Source organism: Erythrobacter sp. S227, assembly GCF_057364925.1.
Genome location: NZ_CP200280.1, coordinates 168,750 through 191,964, shown reverse-complemented (window position 1 = coordinate 191,964; position 23,215 = coordinate 168,750). Strand labels below are relative to the sequence as shown.

The window sequence follows — 23,215 nt, the reverse complement described above, 5'->3', positions numbered from 1 at the left end:
AATTGCGCGGGCCGATTGCTGGAAAGCTTACTGGTTGTTCTGGCGCCCGAGGAAACGCGGGATCGACAAAGCGGGTGCGTCATCGCCATCGTCGTCATCATCGCGGTCTTCATCGTCAGAAGAGCCCGAAGAACGCGACAGATTGGCCATGCGTTCAAACAAGGTCGCTCCACCTCCGCCGGATCCACCACCTGCGGCCCCACCGCCGGATCGCGGTTCTACCGGCCCATCACGCTGTGCGAGGCGATCCGCGTCAGAGAGAAGGTCGTCACCATCAGATGAACCGCCCCCATCCTGTCCTGCATCTTGTGCAGCAGCCCATTCGACCGATGTCAATTCCTCAGGAGCCCCGTCCTGGAACTCTGTGCCCAGATCGAGAGTGTCCTCTTCGACCGGAAGAGCATCTTCGTCCTCGGCTCCGCGAAGTCCGGCGAGTGGGTCGATGATCTCGTCAACGTCATCGCCTGTATCGCCCATGTCATCGCCGGCCTGCATACCGGAGAGATCAAACGGTTCAGAACCGCCTTTTTCCTCTGCATCGCCCCTGCCGTCGTCATCGCCTAAATCACCTTCAGGTTCGGAGACGTCCATGGACGCATCATCCTCGCCGTGCTCTTTCGAGAGGTCGGCCATCGGCGTTGCAATTGCCGGAATACGCGGCGCGCTGCTGGTTTCTTCTTCCGCAGCCGTTTCGGTCTCGCCTGCCAGATCAAGGACCGGGCGCTTGGGTGGACGCGATGCAGACAGCCCTTGCGGGATCGCGCGCGGCGCTTCGGCCCCAGCGACCGCTTCAATGCCGGTTGCGACAACCGAGATGCGGATCTTATTATCAAGATCAGGATTGAACGCGCTGCCCCAGATGATGTTGGCATCTTCGTCCACCAGATCGCGGATGTAGTTTGCCGCTTCGTCCAGTTCCATCAGCGTCATGTCTTCGCCGCCGATGATCGAGATGATCACGCCGCGAGCGCCTTGCATGGAAACACCGTCGAGCAGCGGGTTGGCGATCGCCTGTTCTGCCGCGTTAAGAGCGCGGTTTTCACCCTCGCCCTCGCCTGTGCCCATCATCGCTTTGCCCATCTCGCTCATCACTGCACGAATGTCGGCGAAGTCGAGGTTGATAAGGCCCGGATTGACGATCAGGTCAGTGATCGAACGCACGCCTTGTTGCAGCACTTCATCAGCAAGCTGGAACGCCTGTTTAAACGTCGTCTCAGGCTTGGCGACGAGGAAGAGGTTCTGGTTCGGAATAACGATCAGAGTGTCGACATGCTCTTGGAGCTCGGCGATGCCTGCTTCGGCTGCGCGCATACGGCGCGTGCCTTCGAACAGGAATGGCTTGGTCACAACGCCGACGGTCAAAACGCCTTTGCGCCGCGCCGCTTCTGCGATGACGGGCGCCGCACCTGTGCCCGTGCCGCCGCCCATGCCCGCAGCAATAAAGACCATGTTGACGCCTTCGAGCGCCTCTTCGATCTGCGATACGGTTTCTTCGGCCGCTGCCTTGCCCACTTCGGGACGGGCACCTGCACCAAGGCCGCCGGTGATGTCCGGGCCAAGCTGAATTCGGGTTTCTGCCGGAGACGAGCTGAGCGCCTGCGCGTCAGTGTTCGCGACAATAAACTCGACGCCCTCGATCTCGGAATCGATCATATTGGTGATCGCGTTTCCGCCTGCACCGCCAATTCCGATAACTGTGATTTTGGGACGGAGATCATCCGTCGCAGCTGGTCCGATATTGATGCTCATCGCCTTAATCCTCCAGACCTCTGGTCTAGTTTCTACACGCCTAACCTAAAGTTAGACTTCTGTGACACATTCGTGATGTGTCCGTTATACTTAACACTTCATTATCCACAGCGGGCATTTGCCGCCCGTTTTCATGGATTTACAAAAGCACCGCGCAAATAACTGAATTCAGGTGCCATTTAAAAGTTCTCTTTCAGCGCACGCCATAGCCGCGAAAGCCCTGCAAACAGGTTCACGGAGCCGCCGAAATCCTGGGTTTCGCTATACCTTGTGCCGACCGCACGAATATCAATGGGGTCCACTGCTGCATAAAGGCAAAGGCCCGCAAGCCCGGAAAAGCCCGGTGTTGCGTGGGCTTCCGGCAATCCGGTCAGGGTCGGCGCCCTGCCAATGCGAACCGGCATCGCAAGCGCGCTTTGCGCAAATTCGGCGAGCCCGGCAAGCTCCGCCCCGCCACCGGTCAGCACCACCTGACCGCCGCGTACGCCGGCAAAGCCAAGCTCTTTCAATGCCTTGCCAATTTCGCCCATCAATATGGACTGGCTTTGAGTGATGACGGAGATAAGCTCTGCGCGCGCAATACGGTTCTTGTCGTCTGCGCCGCGTGCGTTTCCGCTCGCCCCTGCTTCGGTGTCGCTTGGCCCATGCACCGGGATCATCTCGCGGTGATCGCTGGGTGAAGCGATGGCGGAACCGGATACGCATTTAAGGCGCTCTGCCTGAAAGCGGCGGATGCCAAAGGCGCTTGCCACCGCATCGGTGATGTCGCCCGACCCAAGCGGAATGGACCGAAGGCCCAGCAGCATACCCGCTGCAAAAACGGAGACATTGGTGACGTCCGAACCGATTTCGACCAGCGCCACGCCAAGGTCACGCTCTTCTTCGGTGAGGCAGGCATAGCCCGAGGCAAGCGGGGCTGCGACCACGGCCTCTACATCAAGGTGCGCATTCTGGACCGCTTCCATAAGGTTGCGCACAGGCGCCCCATCGGCGAGCATGACATGGATATCCACGCCCAGCCGCTCTGCATGAAGACCGCGCGGGTTTGCAACGCCGTGCGCCCCATCGAGAGTGTAGTGCGCCGGAATGGCGTGCAGCACACTGCGGCCATCAGGATGGATGCGGTCACGCGCTTCAAGGAGAAGGAGCTCGATGTCATCTTCCTCGATCCGGCGACCGCCAATTTCGGTTTCAACCGTAGTGATCGTACTTTTAAGGCCAGCGCCTGCGCATGCGATCCAGACGCTTTGCACATTGGTGCCCGCGTTCTTTTCCGCGCGCTCAACCGCATCGCGGATTGCATAGGTCGCCGCTTTCATATCGGTGACATAGCCCCGCTTGACCCCGTTGCTCGCCCTGTGGCCAGAGCCGAGCACCACGAGATCGCCTGTCTCGGTCTCGCCCATAATCATCGCGGAAATGCGGAACGAGCCCACATTCACCGCGCCAAAAACCTTGGCCAATCTGGCTTTGGGTGGCCTCGCTTTGGCTGGCGCGGGCTTTGCAGCGGTTTTGCTTAGCGCCATTATCGATTTCCTCTTCCATTATCGGCAAGTTCAACCGCATCAGCGCGGCCCGGGACCCGCATGTAAATGCGAGGCGGCGAGCGCATGTCGAAGGTTGCAACCTGCCCGCCGATCAAACGGTTCTGCCCGTCCATACGGGCGAACTTGATGAGAGCGCTTGCCGATGTTTCGGCGCCTTCGGGAAGGGCCAGCACCTGCCCGCTTTTGAACGTCAGGTTCCAGCGGCGATTGCCCACCCATTCTGCGCTTTCCAATTGCGGGACGAGGGCAGGCGCGGAGGCAAGCAGTGTTTCAAGCGGAGCCACTTGTTTCGCAGCGCCGGGTCCAGAGATACGCATTTTGTCGCCGGTCTGGTCCTTGGCAACCGGTTCCAGCTCCACTCCTTCGGCGTCAATCAGCATAAGGCGATCGGGCTTTTCAAGGACGGCGTGGGGTTTGCGCTCTACAATGTCGATGGCAAGCGTCGAGGGAAGCTGGACCGACACGCGCGCGTCTTTGACCCACGGCAGTTCGCGCAATTCCTCGCGCAAGGCTTCCAGTTCGACCGTAGGCATTGGCCGGTCTTTTTGTGCCAGAGCGCGGGCGTAGATTTGCTGTTCGTCCATCCGGTTTGTGCCTGTGACGCGCACGTGCTTCACCTCAAACCCGGCATCAGACGCGAGCACAGCAACTTGCGCCTTCGCCATGGCAGGGACGCCAGCAAGGTTTGCAATAACAAAGGCAATGCCCACAGCGCCGCCAATAATGATGGTAAGCCAGATCGTGCTCCACTGTTCCTCGGTGAAAGGAAACAGGCCCATCAACCGGTCAAGAATACCGCCCGTGGTTGCCTTTGCCCGGCGCGCGGTTGCAGCCCGGCTCTGCGATTTCGCAGCGCGGCGCACGCCCTTGCCGCCTGAACGCGTGATTTTAGCCATCGGCGCTCTCCTGTTTTTTCAACTTGTCTGCATGAACCCGGATCGCTTCCATCACGATCAATTCGACCAATTCGGCATATCCGATGTCCGCTGCCCGCGCCTGTTCAGGCACAAGGCTAAGCGGGGTCATGCCAGGTTGTGTATTGGTTTCGAGGACGAACAAGCCCTCTTCGCCCAGCTCTTCGTCCCAGCGAAAATCGGTGCGGCTGGTGCCGTGACAGCCTAGCACTTTGTGCGCGCGTATCGCGTAGTCTTCGCACAGTGCAGCGATTTCAGGCGGGATTTTCGCAGGGCACACATGCTGCGTGCGCCCTTCGGTGTATTTGTGCTCGTAGTCGTAAAAACCGGTCTCGATAATGAGTTCGGTCACGCCCAAAGCGCGCGGACCCGATGCCCCGTCGATCACAGCGGTGGTAAGCTCGCGCCCCTTGATAAAGGGCTCGGCGAGAAGCTCGTCAAATTCCTGCCAAGGCCCCTTGGCGCTGCGGGAAATCGGATTGCCGACGTTGGAGTCCTCGGTGATGATCGCAACACCAACGGACGACCCTTCATTGACGGGCTTGAGCACATAGGGACGCGGCAGCGGGTCGCGTTCATAAAGCTCATCGCATGGCACAATCCGGCCGCCCGGCATCGGAATGCCATGAGGCGTGAGCGCCTGCTTGGTGAGCTGTTTATCGATCGCGATGACTGAGGTCGCGAGACCCGAATGCGTGTAGGCAATACCCATCAGATCAAGCATGCCCTGAACGCTTCCGTCCTCGCCCGGCACACCGTGGAGCGCGTTGAACACGACATCTGGCTTTGCCGCTGCGATCTTGGCCGCGACATCGCGGTCCATATCAATCTGCGTGACGCGGTGCCCGTTCATTTCCAGCGCATCGGCAACGCCCGCGCCCGACATAAGGGAAACCTCACGCTCATTCGCCCAGCCGCCCATGAGGACGACGATGTGAAGGGGGTTTGTGGGAGGGTTTTGGGGAGGGTTCATGAGTTTAGCCTCGCCTCATAAAGGGCCGGTTGATCCGCCCGAACCCAGTCCTCGCAACCATCTTCCCAAGGAAAAATGCCGTCTTTGTCAGGCCACACAATCATAACCGCCGAGTTTAATGCGCGGCCCATTTGAGTTTCATGGTACCAGATGGCAGAACCAAAATAATCCGGGATGATCCAACTCGGATGGACCTGACGAACTATGCCATCATAGTCACCAAAGAATCCCTCGATCCGCTCACCATCTGAAAGTTCTGTATGCCCGGCAACGCTTGTCGCAAGCAACCCATTGAGCGCAGGGCCGCAAAGGTCTCCCGGAAGGCCAAAGATGATCGCTTCAGGCTTCGTCTGATCAGACACTTTCTCAATCGTCTTTGTGAAACCGATCGAATAGACGAAAGGCGGATCTCCATCGTCAGGATCGAACACCCCGGTCAGATGACAACCGTGCTTATCGACATTGCTGACGATTTCCTTTTCGGCTTTGTTCAGCCCGCTGCGTCCGAACCAATTTTTCATGGACGCCCCACCCGGCGGATTTCCCACTCCAACTGAATGCCTGAATTGGCGTAGACTTTTTCGCGCACCAGCTCGCCAAGCTCCTCGATATCGCTCGAGGTAGCGGTGCCAGTGTTGATGAGGAAGTTGCAGTGCTTTTCGCTGACCTGTGCCCCGCCGTGGGTAAACCCGCGAAGACCTGCATCATCGATCAGTTTCCAGCTCGAATGCCCCTCAGGGTTCTTGAAGGTCGACCCGCCTGTCATTGACCCGATAGGCTGGCTCTCTTTGCGCTGGTTCGAGATGCGCGCCATGTCCGCTTTAATCTCTTCCGGATCGCCGGGAAAGCCCTGGAAACGCACGGCAACCACTACCGCGCCCTCTGGCAAGGCAGAGTGGCGGTAGGAATATTGGAGGTCCGCATTGGAGAGCGTCACGAACTCACCCCCCGGCAGGATCACGTCGCAATCGACCAGCACATCACAGGTCTCGCGGCCATAGCATCCGCCGTTCATCTTGGTGACGCCGCCGACCGAGCCGGGGATGCCGATAAAGAACCTGAGGCCGTCAATGCCAGCCTTTGCCGCGCGGCGCGCAACCATGCTGACCGGAGCAAAGGCACCCGCTTCCAAAGCCGTTTCGCCTGTCACCTCCACTTGAGCAAAAGGCGCGCCCAGCTTGATCACTACGCCTGGTACGCCGCCGTCACGGATGATCATGTTGGAACCAACGCCCAAAGGCATCACAGGAATGCTAGGGTCGAGCGCTTCGAGAAAGGTTCTGAGGTCGTCCAAATCCGCCGGTTCAAACAGCCAATCGGCATTGCCACCGCTTTTGAACCAAACATGTTTGGCGAGTGGCGCATCCTTAGTCAGTTTTCCGCGCACGGCGTCCACCGGAACAGGCGCGCCCGCGCTGCCTTCGACGGCGCAGCTGGGCGCGCGGCCAGTGTCCAGATTGTTACATTCGCCAAATTGATTGCTATTCATTTGAGAGCTCATGCCCCTCTTATCGTTGAAACAGCTGACCCAAGGGTAGCGGCCCACTTGGTGATATCCCCCGCCCCGAGGCACACGATAATGTCACCGGGTGCGATTTCCTGCGCCAGTGTGGCGGCGAGGTCGCTTTGGCTGTCAGTGGTTTGCGCCGAGCGGTGTCCACGTGATCTGAGACCTGCTGCAAGGGCGGCTGCATCGACGCCTTCGATCGGGTCCTCGCCTGCTTCGTAAACGGGGGTCACAAAGACCATGTCGGCCTCGTTAAAGCAGCTTTGGAAATCGTCCATCAGATCGCGCAGGCGGGTGTAGCGGTGGGGCTGTGCGACGGCGATTACGCGGCCGCCGGTGTCCTTTGATGCGACGGCTTCGCGCGCAGCTTCAAGAACGGCTTTAATCTCGACCGGGTGGTGGGCGTAATCGTCGATCACAGCGACCGAACCACTTTTGCCAGGGCCGCCGTCCAGCGCGATAGAGCCAACTTTGGTAAAGCGGCGGCGCACGCCGCTAAAGCTGCCGAACCCTTCGCGGATGACATCATCAGCGCAGCCCATTTCAACCGCAACCGCAATCGCGGCAAGAGCATTCTGCACATTGTGACGGCCCGGCATGGGAAGGTGCACGCCTTCGATCCGGCGGTCTTCCTCTCCGCGCTGACGTACGATCACATCAAAGGTGTTGCCGCCGTCAGAGGGCTGAACATTGACGCCGCAAATGTCGGCCTGAAGCGAGAAGCCATAGGTCACAACCTTGCGGTCGCGCACTTCGCCGATGACGGCCTGAACCTCTGGATGGTCCACGCACAGTATCGCAGCACCATAGAAGGGGACGTTGTGAATGAACTCGACAAAGGCGCGTTTGACACCGTCAAAATCGCCATAGTGATCGAGGTGTTCGGGATCGATATTGGTGACAACCGCGATGGTGCCATCAAGCCGCAAGAAGCTGCCATCGCTTTCATCGGCTTCAACCACCATCCAATCGCTATCACCCAGACGCGCGTTGGAGCCATATTGCTCGATGATACCGCCATTGATGACGGTGGGGTCAACCTGCCCCTTGTCCAGCAGGCTTGCGATCATGCTTGTGGTGGTCGTCTTGCCATGCGTGCCTGCCACCGCGACGGTGGATTTAAGGCGCATCAGCTCGGCCAACATTTCGGCGCGGCGTACCACAGGGATGCGCTGTTCAAGAGCGCAGGCAACTTCGGGATTGGTGCGGCGCACGGCGGTCGATGTTACGACGACCGCCGATCCTTCGACGTTTTCGCGTCTGTGGCCGATGTGGACCGTAATACCGCGCTCACGCAAACGTTCTACGCTTGGCCCTTCGGCAATGTCGCTGCCCTGCACCGTATAACCAAGGTTGTGCATCACCTCGGCAATGCCGGACATACCAATCCCGCCAATACCGACGAAATGGATCGTGCCAATATCGGTGCCAACACCCTTCACGCAGCAATATCCTTGAAGCTGTCGCGGGTCGCGGTTTGTGTCTTCGTCGCTTTCGCCGAAGCTTTAGGAGCGCCCTCGCCCATGCGGATAACGTCCATCAGGTCGATACCGCCCATGCTTTCGACCAGATCGGCGAGGTCCTTGGCCGCCTTTGGACGGCCGCAATTCCACGAACCGTGGGCAGCGTTGGAAAGGCTTGCCGGGTTTTGCGCCAGTGCCTGAATCTGTTTGGCGAGCTCTTTGGGCGTGAATTTTTCCTGACGGATCATGCGCGCGCCGCCTGCCTTGACCACTTCGCCTGTGTTCGCGGCCTGATGGTCATCGGTCGCAATCGGCAGCGGGACGAGAATTGCCGGACGGCCCACAGCGGTCAGCTCTGCAATCGTCGATGCGCCCGCGCGCCCGATGAACAGATGCGTATCGGCAAGGCGTTCGTGCATGTCTTCGAAATAGGTGCCAAGCTCGGCAGGAATATCGTGATTGGCATAGCGTTCGCGCACCGCCTCGAGATCTTCCTTGCGGCACTGCTGTGTCACCTGAAGACGCGATCTGAGCGCAGGGGGCAACATCGCAAGGCCGTCTGGCACAATCTCGGAAAGGACGCTTGCCCCTTGCGAACCGCCCGTGATGAGCACGCGGAGCAATCCCTCTTCGGTGAGCGCGGGGAAATCCTCATCACGCAGCGCCAAGACCTCTTCGCGAACCGGATTGCCAACCAAATGCGTCTTGTCGGCATATTTGGGCTTTAGCCGCGCGACTTGCGGGTAAGATGTCGCAATCGCATTCACTTTGCGCGCAAGCAGGCGGTTCACCCGGCCCAGCACCGCGTTTTGTTCGTGCACCGCGCTTGGCAGATCAACCGCGCTGGCGGCCAGCAATGCGGGAAACGCAGGATATCCGCCAAAGCCGACAATTGCCGAAGGCTCAAATGTTTCAAACAGGCGCAGCGCCATATTGCGCCCTTCAAGAATTGCGCGAATACCGCCGATCCATTTCAACGGGTTCTTGCCAATGCGGCCTGCGGGCAAAATGTGGGCGGTGAGGAAATCAGGCTTACCCGGAATATTCGCGCCGCGCTCATCCGTGATCAGTGCCACATGGTGCCCGCGCGCGTGCAGTTCCTCTGCCAAGGCAAAGGCCGGGATCAGGTGGCCACCGGTTCCCCCTGCGGCCAAAACAAAATGGCGGCTTGCGCCTGTGGGTGTCTCACTGCTCATCAAAACGCTCTCGGCTTGCTATCTTCGGCCCCGGAACGTCCCAGCAGGTCTTTGAGGCCCGGCTTCTCGCGCTCCAGGAAGGGATTACGACGGGTAATCGCTAAGAGCAGTCCGAAGGTTAGGCAAATCGCCAGCGTCGATGATCCCCCGTAACTTACCAATGGCAGCGTCATGCCCTTGGACGGGAAGAGTTGGAGGTTGACGGCCATATTGATGAACGCCTGTCCACCGATAAGCGTCGCAAGGCCAGCAGCAGCAAGTGTCGCGAACAGGTTCTCCTCATTCACAAGCCGGACCAGCGCACGGGTAATGATCGCAACGTACAACAGCAGAATGACGGCGCAGGCGAGCAGGCCGAACTCTTCACCGATGACGGAGAAGATGTAATCGGTGTGTGCCTCGGGCAATTGCATTTTGCGCGTGCCCAGAAACAGGCCACTGCCTGTCCACCCGCCAGAAGTAAGCGTGCGCTCTGCCAGATACACCTGGTCGTAGGCCGTGCCCCCGCCAAGGAAGCTGTCGATGCGGTAGCGCGCATTGTCATAAAGGAAATAGGCCGCCGTCAGACCGCCGATCCCTGCGCCAACCAAAGCACCCATTTTCGCGAGCGATACGCCTGACAAAAGGACCAGCACAAACCACACGCCGCCAAACAGAATGGTTGCGCCAAGGTTGGGTTGAAGCATCAAAAGCGCGGCGACCAGCACCATCGCGAGCGTCGCGTAACCGAGCACGGGCAGGCTTTGATCGCGCATCCTCCACGAAAGCATCCACGCAAGCAGGATCGCAAAGCCGGGCTTCAAAAATTCGGACGGTTGCAATGACATGCCGACATTCAGCCACCGGCGCGCACCGTTTTTCTCCACCCCGATCAAGGGTACGAGCAAAAGCAGGAACAGCATGACGACCGCGAGCAGAATTCCGAGCCTTCGCGCGTCCTCCCGGCTCAAGAACGAAGCCCCGAGGATAACGCCAAGGCCCATCACCTGAAACACGATGTGACGCTGGAGAAAGGCAAATTCGTGGACGCCATATTGCTTGCCGCCAGCAGGCGATGCGGCCGCAACAGCGACCGTCCCCAAAACCATCAGCAAGATGACGAGCCCCAAGAGCACCTTATCAATTTCGCGCCACCAGATGAGCACACGGTCCGCAAATCCGCGGCGCACTGCAACGGGTGCGTGGAAGCGGGCGTCGCCTCGAACCGAATTGACGTTGGTGCCATTAGTAGAGAGGCTCACGCGATCTCCCCCTTGATATAATCTGCATCGGTGTTCGGGAAAGCGGCTGGCTCGCAGTCGCCTTCTTCTGCGATCACGCCGACAAGCTTGCGGAAGTGGTCGCCGCGGTTTTCATAGTCGCGAAACTGGTCAAAGCTGGCGCAGGCAGGGCTGAACAGCACGACATCGCCGGGCTGTGCCGCATCGCGCGCTCTGGCAACGGCTTCGGACACAAGTTCGCAGCGCTCCACCTTGGGAACGCGGCCTTCGAGCAGATCGGCAAAATGCGGGCCTGCCTCACCGATGGTGTAAGCCGCCGCGATATTGGACAGCATGTCCTCGCAAGCGCCAAGGCCATCCTCTTTGGCCAGCCCCCCGACAATCCAGTGGACGCGCGGCGCAGCATAGCGGATTTCGGTGCGCGGCGGGTAAGCGGCCAGTGCGGGCGCAGAAGAGGCGGTGTTGGTCGCCTTGCTGTCGTTGACGAATGTGACGCCGTGTTCTTCGCACACAAATTCCATGCGGTGCGGCAGACTGCGAAAGCGTTTTAGCGCGTGCTGCCACTGCGCCTTTGTCACGCCGAGCTCCTCGACGATTGCAACGGCCACGGCGGCGTTTTCGAGATTGTGGGGCCCTTGAAGGCTTGGCCATTCGTGTTGAAGCCCGGCAATCGCTTCAAGGTCGGCTGCGACCGCTCTGCCAGCAGGGCGGCGGGTGCGTTCGGTTTCAAAAATCGCGCCTGCTGGCTCTTCAAGCGAACCGAACACGGCAAGCCCGCTCTCGCTCTGCATTTTGAACAGGCGCGCTTTGGATGCGGCGTAGGCGGCAAAGCCGTCATAGCGATCAAGATGGTCGGGCGTGATATTGGTGAGCGCCGTCGCCTCGCAATCGAGGCCAAACGAGAGGTCGATCTGATAGCTCGACAGCTCCAGCACATAGACGCCCGTACCTTGGCCATTGGGCTCAAGCGGATCCTGACCCATGATCGGCTCGCCAATGTTCCCGCCAAGCAACGCGGGGAGCCCCGCCATTGCAAGGATATGGTGGATGAGAGCGACGGTGGTCGATTTGCCATTGGTGCCCGTCACGCCAACGACGCGGTGCGCGGGCAGGTCTTTGCGAGCCATAGCGAACAATTCGATATCGCCGATCACCGGCACGCCAAACCTTGCCGCATGGGCCGCAATCGGATGCGTGTTCAACGGCACTCCGGGCGAAACGACAAGGCCGTCAAAGCCGGTCAGGTCCATCTCCAGCGGATCGGCAATCTCGCAGCGTCCTTCAAACGGTGCACGCGCCACATCCTGACGATCCCAAACGGTAACCTTTGCGCCGCTTGCCAGAAGCGCCTCCACCGCTGCCGCACCTGATCGCGCGAGCCCGAGGACCGCGTATCGTTTGTTGGCAAAGGCGGAAGAAGTGATCACTAGGGCTTCGTTATCTCAGCTTGAGGGTTGAAAGGCCGATCAGCGCAAGCACGATTGCGATGATCCAGAAGCGGATCACGACCTTGCTTTCCGACCAGCCCAATTGTTCGAAATGGTGGTGGATCGGGGCCATGCGGAACACCCGCTTGCCCGTGCGTTTGAACCAGAAGACCTGAACGATCACTGAGACCGCTTCGAGAACGAAGAGCCCGCCGACAATGGCGAGCACGACTTCGTGGTGAGACGCGACCGCAATCGCACCCAATGCGCCTCCCAAGGCAAGGCTTCCGGTGTCGCCCATAAAGACCGCCGCTGGCGGCGCGTTGAACCAGAGGAAGGCGAGCCCCCCTCCCATTATGGCCGCGCAGAATATCGCAAGCTCTCCGGCACCCGGCACATGGGGAATGCCAAGGTATTCGCTAAAGTCCGGACGCCCCACCAGATACGCGATGATCGCAAAGGTGCCGCTCGCGATAATGACCGGCATGATCGCAAGGCCATCGAGGCCATCGGTCAGGTTTACCGCATTGCCCGCGCCCACCATGACGAAGGCCGCGAAGACATAATACGCCGGCCCCAGAGGGATTTCGACGTCGGAAAAGAACGGGATGTAGAGGTTGGTGTTGATCTGGCTCACAATGATATAACTCGCAATGCCAGCGACCACGAACTCCAAAAGCAGCCGGACACGCCCTGAAAGCCCGGCGTGGCTGTTCTTGGTGACCTTATCGTAATCATCGATAAACCCGATGATCCCGAAACCCAAAGTCACCGCCAGACACGCCCACACAAACGGGTTGCTGAGGTCCATCCACAAAAGCAGCGAGACCGCGAGGCTGACGAGGATGAGCAATCCGCCCATGGTCGGCGTGCCGCGCTTGGCGAGATGGCTTTGCGGACCGTCTTCGCGGATCGGTTGGCCCTTGCCCTGTCGCACGCGCAGGATACTGATCATTTTGGGGCCAATAATAAGGCCCAGGATCATCGCCGTCATCAATGCCGCGCCAAAACGGAACGTTTGATAACGCACAAGATTGAGGGCTCCCTCAAATCCTAGAAATTCTGCGATCCAGTAGAGCATTCAGATCCCTCAACTGCCGCCCGGAGGGGCTTTGCTCGTGTAATGTGTGACAAGTCCGCCAAGGCCAACCGAATTGGAACCCTTGACCAGCACAGTATCCCCGTGCGTGAGGCCAAATGCGTCCAGTGCTTCTTGAGCCTGTGCAGGTGTGTCGCATTGGTCGAAAGTCGGCTTGAAGCCAAGCGAGTTCCCGCTCCTTCTCCCCAGTTCGCCCGCCAGTGCGCGCATCTCTTCGCCAACGAGGATGGCATGGTCGATGCCCTCTTCTACCAAAGGCTCTGCTAGCTGGCGGTGGAAGTCGGCGGCAAAGTCGCCCAGTTCCTTCATCGAACCCAGCACCGCAACGCGGCGAAGCGCAGGTGTTTGGCCCAGCGCTTTCAACGTCGCGCGCATCGAAGCAGGGTTCGCATTGTAGCTTTCATCAATCATCAGCGCAGTGCCGCCGGGCACATCAATGTTGTGCCGCGCGCCGCGCCCTTTCAATCCGCCCATCTCGCCAAGAGCCAGCCCTGCCGCGCCAAGATCACCGCCCGCCGCGCGAACGGCAGCGATAACGCCAAGCGAGTTGGAGACCCAGTGCTCTCCGGGTTCAGCGACCGTGTAGCAAAGCCGCGAATTATCATGCGCCGGACCAAGCTGAGCGGTAACGAGCGAGCCGCCATTGGCGCTGGGGATGACATCAAGAAGGCGCACGTCAGCGGTCTTGCTACGGCCAAAGGTGACGATCTTCACGCCCATAGCCCTGGCGTTTGCGATCATACGGGTCGTGTAATCGCTGTCTGCGGGAATAATGGCCGTGCCCCCTGGCATCAGACCTGTGAAGATTTGCGATTTTTCATCAGCAATCGCTTCCATGCTGCCAAGGTTCTCTATGTGAGCAGGCGCAATCGTCGTGATGAGAGCCACATGCGGGCGAACATGGGCCGACAAAGGCGCGATTTCGCCCTCGTGGTTCATGCCCATTTCAAACACGCCATATTTCGCGCGCGCCGGAAGCCGTGCGAGGCTGAGCGGGACGCCGACGTGGTTGTTGTAACTTCGCACGCTGCGGTGGGCAGCGCCCCTGCTTGACCGGTCGAGGGATGCAAAGATTGCCTCTTTGACGCCGGTTTTGCCGACTGATCCGGTCACACCAATGCGCACCGTATCGCCGCGTTCGCGGGCATAGTGGGCAAGGGCGTGGAGCGCTTGCGTAGTGTCTTTCACAAGCACATGCGGAAAATCGACGGGCCGGTCCACAATCGCAGCAGCAGCGCCTTTGGCGAAAGCTGAGGCTAAGAATTTGTGCCCGTCCATCGCCTCGCCTTTGAGCGCGATAAACAGGTCGCCGGGGCGCACATCGCGGCTGTCCATTTCGACGCCGGATGCCTGAAATTGATGAGACGCCTCGCCGCCGGTCGCGGCCTCAATCGAGGATGCATCCCATAGGGCAAGCGGCAGCAAGTCGCGCGGGTCCGCTGGCCATTGGCGCAAAAGAGCGTGCGCGGCCTTCATGCTGATACCCCACTTTGAGCCGGGGCTGCAGCGCATTCACGCGCAACTTCCACATCGTCGAACGGCAAAACCTGCATTGTCTCTCCAGATCCGATTATCTGTCCTTGCTCATGGCCTTTTCCGGCAATGAGGATGATGTCGTTTGCGCCCGCTTCGGCAATGGCCGCTGCGATGGCTTCGCGCCGATCAGCAACGTTGAATCCGGCCTGCATAAGATGGTCGGCGCTGCAATCGTCGAAACCATCCATAATCTCATTGCGAATAGCTTCAGGGTCCTCTCCTCGCGGATTGTCGTCGGTTACCCATACACAATCGGCCATTTCCGCCGCGACCCTTCCCATAGCTCGCCTTTTTCCCTTGTCGCGATCACCGCCCGCTCCAAAAACAAGCCGGAGCAAACCGCCCTTCTCGGTATTTACATGGGGACGCAAAGCCGCAATCGCAGCTTCCAATGCGTCAGGCGTATGCGCATAATCGACATAGGCAGGCGCGCCCGATGCCGTGATGCACGCCCGTTCCAACCGTCCGCGAACAGGTTGAAGCCGCGAGATCGCATCGAAAACCAGACCAACATCCGCCCCGGTCACAATCGCGAGACCCGCAGCGACAAGCGCATTCGCTGCCTGATACGCCCCGATCAGAGGCAATTTGACGCTGCGAACTGTGCCCTCATGCTCAATCTCGAGCATCTGGCCAAGCTGGCTTGCCTCGCGGCCGACAAGGCGCAAGTTGTCGCCCCGATCACCGACCGTGAAGGTGTGAAGCCCGCCCGCTTTTGCACTGGCAACCGCGCTTTGCGTCCACTCGTTTTCATCGTCCCCGCACCAGATGACCGCGTGGCCACCCGATTCCACGACTTCGGCAAACAGACGCATCTTGCATCCGAAATATTCTTCCATCGTGCCGTGATAGTCGAGGTGATCGCGGCTTAAATTCGTGAAAGCCCCTGCCTTCACGCGCAGGCCCTCATTGCGGAATTGCGAAAGGCCGTGGCTTGATGCTTCATAGGCAACATGGGTCACGCCTTCACGCGCCAGACCGCTCATATTGCTCAGGAAAGTCACAATATCGGGCGTGGTGAGCCCCGTTGAAACGCTGCCATCGGGCGTCGTGACACCCAAAGTGCCAATGCTCGCTGCGCGCTCTCCGCACATGCGCCAGATCTGGCGGGTCATTTCCGACACGCTGGTCTTGCCATTGGTGCCGGTGACCGCAACGACCGTGCCGGGAACAGGGGTAAAGAACCCCGCCGCCATCTGTGCAAATGTCTGACGCGGCTCGTCGCTGGCGATGTGCAGCGCGCCTTCGACCTTGGCCTCAGGCGAAGCGATTACAGCAACCGCGCCCGCCTCGATCGCAGCCGGGATAAAGTCCTCGGCGTTGAATTTTGCCCCGCGAAACGCACCGAACACAGTGCCGGGCGCGACTTTGCGGTGATCAATGGCAAAGCCGGTGACGGAAATGTCCGCACCGGCTTCAATATCCAGCCCCGCCTGTTCGATCAGCGCCCCCAGCTTCATCGGCGACCCTCCACCAGATAGCGCAGGTCAGAGATGTCAACGTCGCGGTTCGCATCAGGACGAACGCCCAGCATTGGCCCGATCCGAGGAACGAGCTCTTTCACAATAGGCGCTGCGTTAAACGCCGCGGTGCGTGCCCCGCTTGCGGCCACAGTGCCGCGCGGTTCGTCCAGCAAAGTCACGACCACATAACGCGGGCGATCCATCGGAAAAGCTGCGGCAAAGGTGGTGATTAGCGAGGTCTGACGATACCCGCCCCGCCCCGCTTTTTCCGCAGAACCGGTCTTACCGCCAACCCGATATCCCGGCGCATCGGCGCTGCGGCCTGTGCCGTACATCGCAATCATGCGCAGCATCTGGCGCATCCGCGAAGAGGTTGACGCCTTGAACACACGCTTGCCCTTGGGCGCTTTGCCTGCCTCGATTTTGCGCAAGGTCGCTGGCCGCCAGATACCGCCATTGACCATCGCGGCATAGGAATTGGCAAGGTGCAGCGGCGTTACTGCGATGCCGTGGCCATAGCTGACCGTCATATTGGTGATGCGCGACCATTTGCCGTTCGGCAGTTCCTGCGGCCAAAGCGGGCGGCCTTTCGCCTGAAGCTCGATTTGAGGGCGCTCGTTCATCTGCAGGTCGAGCATGACCTTGCGCATGGTTTCCTCGCCCAGCGCATCGGCCACACGCGCGGTCACGGTGTTCGAGGAATAGACCAGGCTTTCCGGCACATTCAGCGTCGCACCCTTGGGGTGAAGATCGCGGATTTCGCGTCCTGCAATCTCGACATTTGCTGCGTTCCATTCCTTGCGAAGATTGCGAACCACGCCGCCATCAATCGCAGCGGCAATCGTGATCGGCTTGAAAGTCGAACCCAGTTCGTAAACGCCATTGGTCACGCGGTTGTAGATATTGGGCGAACGGTGCGCATCCGACAGGTTTGGATCGAACGCAGGCAGGGATGCCATGGCCAGAACCTCGCCTGTATCCACATCAAGAACAATGCCCGCTGCGCCCTTTGCATCGGTCGCCAGCATGCCTTTGCCAAGCTCGTCCTCAAGCGCGCCTTGAACGCGCAGATCAATCGAAAGCGGCACAGGTTCGCCGCGCAGGTCAGGCGAGGCAAGCCGCTCGTCGAGCACCTGCTCCATTCCAAACGCGCCCTCGGTCTTGCCCTCGTCATTTTCGCGCACAAAGCCAAGGATGTGTGCGCCCAATGCCCCTTGCGGATAATGGCGGTCAAATTCGCGCGGCACTTCGAGTGCGATTTCGCCAAGGTTCATGACCTTGTTCGCATCTTCGGGAAGGATACGGCGCAGGACATAGCCACCGCGCTCTGACGACAGAACTCGCATGGCGCGTGCCACATCCATATCGGGGAAAATGGTCTTGAGCTGCGCGGCGACTTCAGCGGGTGACTTTACCAGTGGCGAGCCATCATCGCCCATCGCCTTGGGGTTGAACCACAGGGCATAGGCGGGGAAATTGCGCGCGAGCGGCGTGCCATTGCGATCGGTGATTTCACCGCGCGGGGGCAGCAACGCTTCGGTGAGGCTTGGCTGTGACGGGGCAGAACCCACAAAGCCGAGATACCCCACGCGAAGAAGCGCGATCACCGCCACAAGGGCAAAGCACCCCATCAACAACAGCAGCCGCGTGCGGGCGACAACCAGAAAAGTGGAACGCCGGTGCGCCGAATGAATGCGGCCTGCAGGAATGACGGTCTCAGGGCGCGGCTTTCGTTCTGCCGGATCAACGCCGTGACCGGTTCCAAAACTCCTCGCGCGCGGCTGTGCTCCAAGCCCTTCGGAAAGGGCCAGCGTATTCATTGACCCACCTCGCCAAGCAGTGCCGCTGTCTGCGTGTCGGCCGAAAGCGGCGTTTGCGCATTGGCAGGGCGGATGGGCGATGCGTCGGTCAGGAACTCGCCAAAGGCATCGGCGAAGATCGCACCTGCATCCTCACCCGTATTGACCGAGGCAAGCGTGACGGGCTCCCCTGTCACAGGCGAGCGCATATCATTCGGGCCCATGTCGGCTGCCGACAGCTCTGCACGCGCAACGCGGATAGGCGCAGGCGCATCAGGACGCACATCCTGGCCAAGGCTCGCCAGCTGGCGGTTGTTGTCGAGATATTGGTCGGCGCGCGGCGCTTTATAACCAAGCTCGATCGTGTTCCATTCGGCCAGTTGGCGCTGGCTTGCGCGGGTTTGAAACTCTGTTTCGAGCATCAGGACATTGCGCTCAAGCGAGATGATTTCGCGCTCTGCAAGCAGCACTTCGCTCTTCACGGTCTGCACCTGCAAACTCAGCAAAGCAAACATGGCAACGCACACAGCCAAAACCGCAGCCCAGCCGATCTGACGAATGCGGGAACCTGATGCGATCATGCCGATGTCCTTTCGAGTGCTGGGGCGCAAGTGCGGATGGCGTGGCGCAGGATTGATGATCTTGCGCGCGGGTTGCGGGCGATTTCGGCCTCGGTGGGGCGGATCGCCTTGGAGACTTTGGTAAAGGTTGGCGCAGGTCCGGGAATTTCACCGGGCAGGTGGCGCGAAATCGCCTTCCCCGCGCCCGACGCCTCTTTGAAGAAGCGTTTGACCAGCCGGTCCTCGAGGCTGTGAAAGCTGACCACAGCGAGTGTACCGCCCTCTTTCAAAAGCAATTCAGCCGCCGCAAGGCCAGCGCGAAGCTCGCCCAGCTCATCGTTCACGTGAATGCGCACCGCCTGAAAGCTGCGGGTTGCTGGGTCTTTCTTATCGTGCGGCTTGTGACCCAGGGCGCGGCGAACCACGCGGGCAAATTCGCCCGTAGTCTCTAGCGGACGCGCAGCCACAATCGCGCGGGCAACGCGGCGTGATTGGCGCTCTTCGCCGTACTGGTAAAGCACGTCGGCAATCGCACCCTCATCGGCGGTGTTGAGAAAGTCGGCGGCGCTTTCGCCATCCTGGCTCATCCGCATATCGAGCGGGCCGTCGCTGCTGAAGGCAAAGCCGCGCTCTGCCTGATCGAGCTGCATCGAAGAGACGCCGATATCCATGACCACCGCGTCCACCTGCGGCACGCCGATCCGCTCCATCTCTTCGCGCATCTGGGCAAAGCGTTCGGGATGCAAGGACAATTGGCCGTCAAATTCGGCGACCATCGCCTGACCGTCGCGGATCGCATTGGGGTCGCGGTCGAAAGCGTACACGCGCGCGCCGCTTGCCAGCAGAGCGCGCGAATAGCCGCCTGCACCAAAGGTCGCATCGATGATCGACATGTCCTTGGTGGGCGCGATTGCGGCGACCACTTCGTCAAGCAGAACGGGAATGTGGGGAGCGATTGCTGGCGAAAGGGTCACTTCTTGCCCCCTTTCGCTGCGGCCTTGGCCATTTGCGCTTTGCAGGATGCTTTAGCGCCGCGGAAATCATTCCCCATTTTCTCAAGCTCGTCAGGCTTCCACACCATGAAGAACTTGCCAGAGCCGTGAAAATACAGGCCATCGCCCGCCAGATCGAGATCGCGGAACTGTTCAGGCATCACAAAACGGCCGCTGTCATCGAAGGGCACCTGCTCAAAGCCGTAAAGCTGGCCCGCGCGCGCATCGGGATCGAAATCCGTATCGCCCATGCGGATTGCGCGCTCTTCTTCTTTTTCAAGCTGGGCATCAAATTCATCGACGCGCGAAAGGCCAAAACCGATCAGGCAGTTGTAACGGTCGTGCACCGCCAGACAGAGCGTTTTGGAACCGCCGGAGCTTTCCTTGACCGCCTTGCGAAAGGCAGGAGGCAGGACATAACGGCCCTTATCGCCGGCTGGCGAATAGGCTTGTCCGTTATATCTTTGCGGCATTGCCACGGCCTCGTCCCACTCCCTTTTTGTGTGAAGAGGGCCACCCAGCCTCCTGTCACACCGTCAGTCACGCTTGCTGTCACGCAGCGCCACACAAACGCAGCCGATCAGTCACAACTTACCCGCCACCACCTCCGCGCGAGCGGAAGCAGCGCGCCAACCGTATTCGGCGACGCGGGGCAATTCGGCTTGTTTGATGGAGCCCAGACATATCGGGGAAGAAAGCCACTGGGAAGGGCTTTTCTAGGGATTTCACGGGATTAAACGGTAAATAACTGTTTAATATATATTTTTATCATGTAAATTCTGATGACAAGTCACCAGAATCGCTAAGGAATTCCCCCTATTTCCCTCAAAAATCGGGCAAATCGCGTATGATTCCCCAAGATTCCCGCTCGATTCCCTATTGATCGAACAACGGACATTCCAGTTCCCGTAATATCCCCAAAGCTTTGCAAGGTCACTTGGTATCGAAGGCGAAGCGGACAAGTGCCTGTATTGCAGAGTTTCTTATTGCAGGGTCTCCCTCTGAGGCTTCTTCACGGGTATCGTTATGATCATGGCTGAGGGTCTCACCATCGCCCTTGAACACTTCGGCATCGGCAAGCACGGTCACCCGCCCCTCGCCAAGCTGACACTGCGCCATCGTACCACCGCCCAAAAGCCGGCAATCGCCACCCGTTCCCGCAATTTCCCGAAGTTCGCCGGATAGTGCCACAGGTATCGAGCTTCCCGGCAGATCAAACGCGCGAAGATCGCTTTGCTGCTCTTCGTCGAAATGCATCTCCAGCCCCCAGCGGCCCAAAACCGGCGGGACCAATGCCGCTTCGACCGGACGACGCGGATCGCCAAGGGGCAAAGGATAATGCCCATCAAGCAGCGGATCGAGCACCAGCAAAAGCTGCCCCCCTTCCCTAACCCAATCATCGAGCGCAACATTATCGGCCGGGGTCAAACCGCGCGGCTGGATCACGGCAAGGTACTCAAGCTCGGCCAGCGGCTCGACCTCGGGCGCGTCCGGCGTCAATCCTGCGATCGGGGAAAGCGTGTCGAGCAGCACCATTTCATGCGTTGCTTCAAATGCGCTGCGCTGTGCCGGGACATCCGCCTCACCAGACGCCAGCGCACCCAAATTGGCACCAAGCGGCCAGTACAGCGGCATGCTTGTCATCAGGCCCAATTGCGGTTTTGGCCCCTGATCCGCGGCTGTATCGTCCTGCGCTGGCTCGGCACCGCAGGCCGCCAGGAAGGCACAAGCGACCAGTGGGAACGCCGCGCCGTTATGCCTATTGTTTGGAATTGTCATCGTTAGGCGGCGATCCGCCCGCGCCCGGCTCCACATCTTCAACCGATTGGTCGTCTGGCGCACCTTCCGCGCCCTCATCCGCAGCGTTTGGTTCAGCGGGAATATCCGGCACAATCCCAGCGCTGGCGAGCGGATCGCGTTGCTGCGGTGCTTCGACAGGCTCGGTCGTCGGAGCGGCCTCTGGCACGGAGCTTTCCAGCGTGCGGTCCGCTTGATTGCCGATAATGGTCGCAAGACCGATCAAAAGCACCATCGAACCAAGTCCGAACAGCCCGATTTGCAAACGCTGCGTCGCCTCGGATTTTGTGCCACCCAGAGGTGCACCGTCCGGGGGCGCACTGTCGAGCTGCGCATCGTCTTGCGCTGCTTCGATCTGGGCCTCATCAATGTGAGCTTGGAATTTTCCGGCGTTCATGGGACCGGTTTAGCGACCAATGGAATGCGTGTCGATTGGAATGCTTGCCACCCCTGCCAATTGCCCGAACCTACTGCTCAAGCCAATCGAACACAGGCAGGCCCTTTTCGGCAAGCCATTGCGGATTGTAGAGCGTTGAAAGATAGCGAAAACCTGTATCGCAAAGGATGGTTGCGACCTGCGGGTTTTCGTGGCCATCTGCGACCAATTGTTTGCCAAGCTCGATCGCGCCCGCGACATTGATGCCGCTCGACAGCCCTAAACACATGCCCTCTTCGCGGAGGAGCTGTTTGACCCATTCCATTCCGGTTTCATCCGAAATCCGGAACTGGGTATCAATCGGCGCACCTTCGAGGTTGGCGGTGATGCGGCCCTGCCCAATGCCTTCGGCAACCGACGACCCTTCGGATTTCAGCTCTCCGGTGGCGTAATAACTGTAGAGCGCTGCGCCATGCGGATCGGTTAGAGCGATGCGGATGTCGGGGTTCTTTTCCTTCAATCCCATGCCAACACCGGCAATGGTGCCACCGGTCCCTGCCGCGCAGGTAAAGCCGGAGATCCTGCCTTGCGTTTGCTCCCACAATTCAAGCGCGGTGCCTTCGATATGGGCCCGCCTATTGGCGACATTGTCGAACTGCCCCGCCCACACTGCGCCGTCGATCTCTTCGGCCATGCGGCGCGAGACGTGCTGGAAGTGGTTTTGATCGGCGTATTTTGTTGGCGGCACCAGAACGAGCTGAGCGCCCAACGCCCGCAGCGTGTCCATTTTCTCTTTGGACTGGTTGTCAGGCATGACGATGATCGTCTTGTAGCCCAGCGCATTCGCCACCAGCGCAATGCCAATTCCGGTGTTACCAGCCGTACCTTCGATGACGGTGCCACCCGGTTTCAATTCGCCGCGTTCTTCGGCATCGCGGATCATGTAAAGCGCCGCGCGGTCCTTTACGCTGGAGCCGGGGTTGGCAAATTCGCACTTGCCCCAAATGTCACAGCCAGCCGCCTTGCTTGCCCCTTGAAGGCGTACAAGCGGAGTATTGCCAATGAGGGCGAGCGTGTCGCCAAAAGGTTTGGTAATGTTCATGGCTCTCGAAATAGAGGGGCGCGGTGACCCCTGCAATCAAGATAAACCTTCAAGCGCTTCAATTCGTCTACGCTATCAGTCTTCAGGTGCGATGGTGATTTTCATCCCGTCAAGCACTGGCGCGAGCGCGATCTGGCAGGAGAGGCGCGAGCTTTCCTTGCGGTGATCGGACGATTCCAGCAGGTCATCTTCGTCTTCGCTCATCGCAGGAATTTCTGCAGGCGCTTCGTCGACATAAACGTGGCAGGTCGCGCATGAGCAGCAGCCACCGCACAGCGCGAGCAATTCGTCAAAGCCATTGTCGCGAACCGCTTCCATGACGGTCAGGCCATCTTCGACTTCGATTTCGCTGGTTTCGCCGTCGCGGTTTGTGACGATAAGCTTGGGCATGGTGCGTTGGTCCTTGATTCTGGCTTTGAGCGCAAGAATGCACTCTTGGGTTTTCTTGGCGATCAGCTAGGTACTTCGACAGCATATGGCAAGACAGAAGGGAAG

The 23,215-nt window shown here is 59.6% G+C and carries 21 protein-coding genes; all 21 read right to left on the bottom strand.

The window, feature by feature from the left end:
* Window positions 1-27: 27 nt before the first annotated feature.
* A complete protein-coding gene (gene ftsZ / locus AC0V6Q_RS00850; protein ID WP_486166555.1) occupies window positions 28-1,749 on the bottom strand; it encodes a cell division protein FtsZ in 1,722 nt (573 codons plus the stop codon).
* Between the two features lie 179 nt (window positions 1,750-1,928).
* Window positions 1,929-3,275, bottom strand: coding sequence for a cell division protein FtsA (gene ftsA, locus AC0V6Q_RS00845; protein ID WP_486166554.1), 1,347 nt, complete (start codon window positions 3,273-3,275; stop codon window positions 1,929-1,931).
* Window positions 3,275-4,192 (bottom strand): cell division protein FtsQ/DivIB, encoded by a 918-nt coding sequence (locus AC0V6Q_RS00840; RefSeq protein WP_486166553.1) that lies wholly within the window; start codon window positions 4,190-4,192, stop codon window positions 3,275-3,277. The genes ftsA and AC0V6Q_RS00840 overlap by 1 nt, the downstream gene beginning before the upstream one ends.
* Complete coding sequence (locus tag AC0V6Q_RS00835) at window positions 4,185-5,183, bottom strand: D-alanine--D-alanine ligase (RefSeq protein WP_486166552.1); 999 nt, start codon at window positions 5,181-5,183, stop codon at window positions 4,185-4,187. The genes AC0V6Q_RS00840 and AC0V6Q_RS00835 overlap by 8 nt, the downstream gene beginning before the upstream one ends.
* Complete coding sequence (locus AC0V6Q_RS00830; protein WP_486166551.1) at window positions 5,180-5,704, bottom strand: DUF4262 domain-containing protein; 525 nt, start codon at window positions 5,702-5,704, stop codon at window positions 5,180-5,182. The genes AC0V6Q_RS00835 and AC0V6Q_RS00830 overlap by 4 nt, the downstream gene beginning before the upstream one ends.
* Window positions 5,701-6,672 (bottom strand): UDP-N-acetylmuramate dehydrogenase, encoded by a 972-nt coding sequence (murB, locus tag AC0V6Q_RS00825; RefSeq protein WP_486166550.1) that lies wholly within the window; start codon window positions 6,670-6,672, stop codon window positions 5,701-5,703. Before murB ends, AC0V6Q_RS00830 begins: the two co-directional genes overlap by 4 nt.
* An 8-nt stretch (window positions 6,673-6,680) precedes the next feature.
* Window positions 6,681-8,132 carry a UDP-N-acetylmuramate--L-alanine ligase gene (murC, locus tag AC0V6Q_RS00820; protein ID WP_486166549.1) on the bottom strand — a complete coding sequence of 484 codons (1,452 nt, stop codon included), beginning with the start codon at window positions 8,130-8,132 and terminating at the stop codon, window positions 6,681-6,683.
* Window positions 8,129-9,349, bottom strand: a complete 1,221-nt coding sequence (murG, locus tag AC0V6Q_RS00815; RefSeq protein ID WP_486166548.1) for an undecaprenyldiphospho-muramoylpentapeptide beta-N-acetylglucosaminyltransferase — start codon at window positions 9,347-9,349, stop codon at window positions 8,129-8,131. The genes murC and murG overlap by 4 nt, the downstream gene beginning before the upstream one ends.
* The gene (locus AC0V6Q_RS00810) at window positions 9,349-10,518 is read right to left on the bottom strand and encodes an FtsW/RodA/SpoVE family cell cycle protein (protein ID WP_486169215.1); all 1,170 of its coding nucleotides are present in this window, start codon (window positions 10,516-10,518) and stop codon (window positions 9,349-9,351) included. The genes murG and AC0V6Q_RS00810 overlap by 1 nt, the downstream gene beginning before the upstream one ends.
* Window positions 10,519-10,586: 68 nt before the next feature.
* Window positions 10,587-11,996, bottom strand: a complete 1,410-nt coding sequence (gene murD, locus AC0V6Q_RS00805; RefSeq protein ID WP_486166547.1) for a UDP-N-acetylmuramoyl-L-alanine--D-glutamate ligase — start codon at window positions 11,994-11,996, stop codon at window positions 10,587-10,589.
* Between the two features lie 10 nt (window positions 11,997-12,006).
* Window positions 12,007-13,077: a phospho-N-acetylmuramoyl-pentapeptide-transferase gene (mraY, locus tag AC0V6Q_RS00800; RefSeq protein ID WP_486166546.1), complete on the bottom strand. Its 1,071-nt coding sequence runs from the start codon at window positions 13,075-13,077 to the stop codon at window positions 12,007-12,009.
* 9 nt (window positions 13,078-13,086) lie between these two features.
* Window positions 13,087-14,571, bottom strand: a complete 1,485-nt coding sequence (locus tag AC0V6Q_RS00795) for a UDP-N-acetylmuramoyl-tripeptide--D-alanyl-D-alanine ligase (RefSeq protein ID WP_486166545.1) — start codon at window positions 14,569-14,571, stop codon at window positions 13,087-13,089.
* On the bottom strand, window positions 14,568-16,091 hold the full coding sequence (locus AC0V6Q_RS00790) for a UDP-N-acetylmuramoyl-L-alanyl-D-glutamate--2,6-diaminopimelate ligase (protein ID WP_486166544.1): 1,524 nt from the start codon (window positions 16,089-16,091) through the stop codon (window positions 14,568-14,570). Before AC0V6Q_RS00790 ends, AC0V6Q_RS00795 begins: the two co-directional genes overlap by 4 nt.
* Window positions 16,088-17,914: a peptidoglycan D,D-transpeptidase FtsI family protein gene (locus AC0V6Q_RS00785; protein ID WP_486166543.1), complete on the bottom strand. Its 1,827-nt coding sequence runs from the start codon at window positions 17,912-17,914 to the stop codon at window positions 16,088-16,090. The genes AC0V6Q_RS00790 and AC0V6Q_RS00785 overlap by 4 nt, the downstream gene beginning before the upstream one ends.
* Window positions 17,911-18,474 carry a hypothetical protein gene (locus AC0V6Q_RS00780; protein ID WP_486166542.1) on the bottom strand — a complete coding sequence of 188 codons (564 nt, stop codon included), beginning with the start codon at window positions 18,472-18,474 and terminating at the stop codon, window positions 17,911-17,913. Before AC0V6Q_RS00780 ends, AC0V6Q_RS00785 begins: the two co-directional genes overlap by 4 nt.
* Window positions 18,471-19,427: a 16S rRNA (cytosine(1402)-N(4))-methyltransferase RsmH gene (gene rsmH / locus AC0V6Q_RS00775; protein ID WP_486166541.1), complete on the bottom strand. Its 957-nt coding sequence runs from the start codon at window positions 19,425-19,427 to the stop codon at window positions 18,471-18,473. The genes AC0V6Q_RS00780 and rsmH overlap by 4 nt, the downstream gene beginning before the upstream one ends.
* The gene (locus AC0V6Q_RS00770; RefSeq protein ID WP_486166540.1) at window positions 19,424-19,918 is read right to left on the bottom strand and encodes a division/cell wall cluster transcriptional repressor MraZ; all 495 of its coding nucleotides are present in this window, start codon (window positions 19,916-19,918) and stop codon (window positions 19,424-19,426) included. Before AC0V6Q_RS00770 ends, rsmH begins: the two co-directional genes overlap by 4 nt.
* Before the next feature lie 460 nt (window positions 19,919-20,378).
* Entirely contained in the window at window positions 20,379-21,224 is an 846-nt protein-coding gene (locus AC0V6Q_RS00765; protein WP_486166539.1) for a hypothetical protein, read from the bottom strand.
* A complete protein-coding gene (locus tag AC0V6Q_RS00760; RefSeq protein WP_486166538.1) occupies window positions 21,205-21,639 on the bottom strand; it encodes a hypothetical protein in 435 nt (144 codons plus the stop codon). The genes AC0V6Q_RS00765 and AC0V6Q_RS00760 overlap by 20 nt, the downstream gene beginning before the upstream one ends.
* Before the next feature lie 70 nt (window positions 21,640-21,709).
* A complete protein-coding gene (locus AC0V6Q_RS00755; protein WP_486166537.1) occupies window positions 21,710-22,720 on the bottom strand; it encodes a cysteine synthase A in 1,011 nt (336 codons plus the stop codon).
* A gap of 75 nt (window positions 22,721-22,795) precedes the next feature.
* Entirely contained in the window at window positions 22,796-23,110 is a 315-nt protein-coding gene (locus tag AC0V6Q_RS00750; protein ID WP_486166536.1) for a 2Fe-2S iron-sulfur cluster-binding protein, read from the bottom strand.
* Between the last annotated feature and the right edge of the window lie 105 nt (window positions 23,111-23,215).

Coding starts and splice junctions, on each gene's coding strand:
- ftsZ (WP_486166555.1), bottom strand. CDS start 1,749: ATGAGCATCAATATCGGACCAGCTGCGACGGATGATCTCCGTCCCAAA.
- ftsA (WP_486166554.1), bottom strand. CDS start 3,275: ATGGCGCTAAGCAAAACCGCTGCAAAGCCCGCGCCAGCCAAAGCGAGG.
- AC0V6Q_RS00840 (WP_486166553.1), bottom strand. CDS start 4,192: ATGGCTAAAATCACGCGTTCAGGCGGCAAGGGCGTGCGCCGCGCTGCG.
- AC0V6Q_RS00835 (WP_486166552.1), bottom strand. CDS start 5,183: ATGAACCCTCCCCAAAACCCTCCCACAAACCCCCTTCACATCGTCGTC.
- AC0V6Q_RS00830 (WP_486166551.1), bottom strand. CDS start 5,704: ATGAAAAATTGGTTCGGACGCAGCGGGCTGAACAAAGCCGAAAAGGAA.
- murB (WP_486166550.1), bottom strand. CDS start 6,672: ATGAATAGCAATCAATTTGGCGAATGTAACAATCTGGACACTGGCCGC.
- murG (WP_486166548.1), bottom strand. CDS start 9,349: ATGAGCAGTGAGACACCCACAGGCGCAAGCCGCCATTTTGTTTTGGCC.
- mraY (WP_486166546.1), bottom strand. CDS start 13,077: ATGCTCTACTGGATCGCAGAATTTCTAGGATTTGAGGGAGCCCTCAAT.
- AC0V6Q_RS00795 (WP_486166545.1), bottom strand. CDS start 14,571: ATGAAGGCCGCGCACGCTCTTTTGCGCCAATGGCCAGCGGACCCGCGC.
- AC0V6Q_RS00790 (WP_486166544.1), bottom strand. CDS start 16,091: ATGAAGCTGGGGGCGCTGATCGAACAGGCGGGGCTGGATATTGAAGCC.
- AC0V6Q_RS00785 (WP_486166543.1), bottom strand. CDS start 17,914: ATGAATACGCTGGCCCTTTCCGAAGGGCTTGGAGCACAGCCGCGCGCG.
- AC0V6Q_RS00780 (WP_486166542.1), bottom strand. CDS start 18,474: ATGATCGCATCAGGTTCCCGCATTCGTCAGATCGGCTGGGCTGCGGTT.
- AC0V6Q_RS00770 (WP_486166540.1), bottom strand. CDS start 19,918: ATGCCGCAAAGATATAACGGACAAGCCTATTCGCCAGCCGGCGATAAG.
- AC0V6Q_RS00765 (WP_486166539.1), bottom strand. CDS start 21,224: ATGACAATTCCAAACAATAGGCATAACGGCGCGGCGTTCCCACTGGTC.
- AC0V6Q_RS00760 (WP_486166538.1), bottom strand. CDS start 21,639: ATGAACGCCGGAAAATTCCAAGCTCACATTGATGAGGCCCAGATCGAA.
- AC0V6Q_RS00755 (WP_486166537.1), bottom strand. CDS start 22,720: ATGAACATTACCAAACCTTTTGGCGACACGCTCGCCCTCATTGGCAAT.
- AC0V6Q_RS00750 (WP_486166536.1), bottom strand. CDS start 23,110: ATGCCCAAGCTTATCGTCACAAACCGCGACGGCGAAACCAGCGAAATC.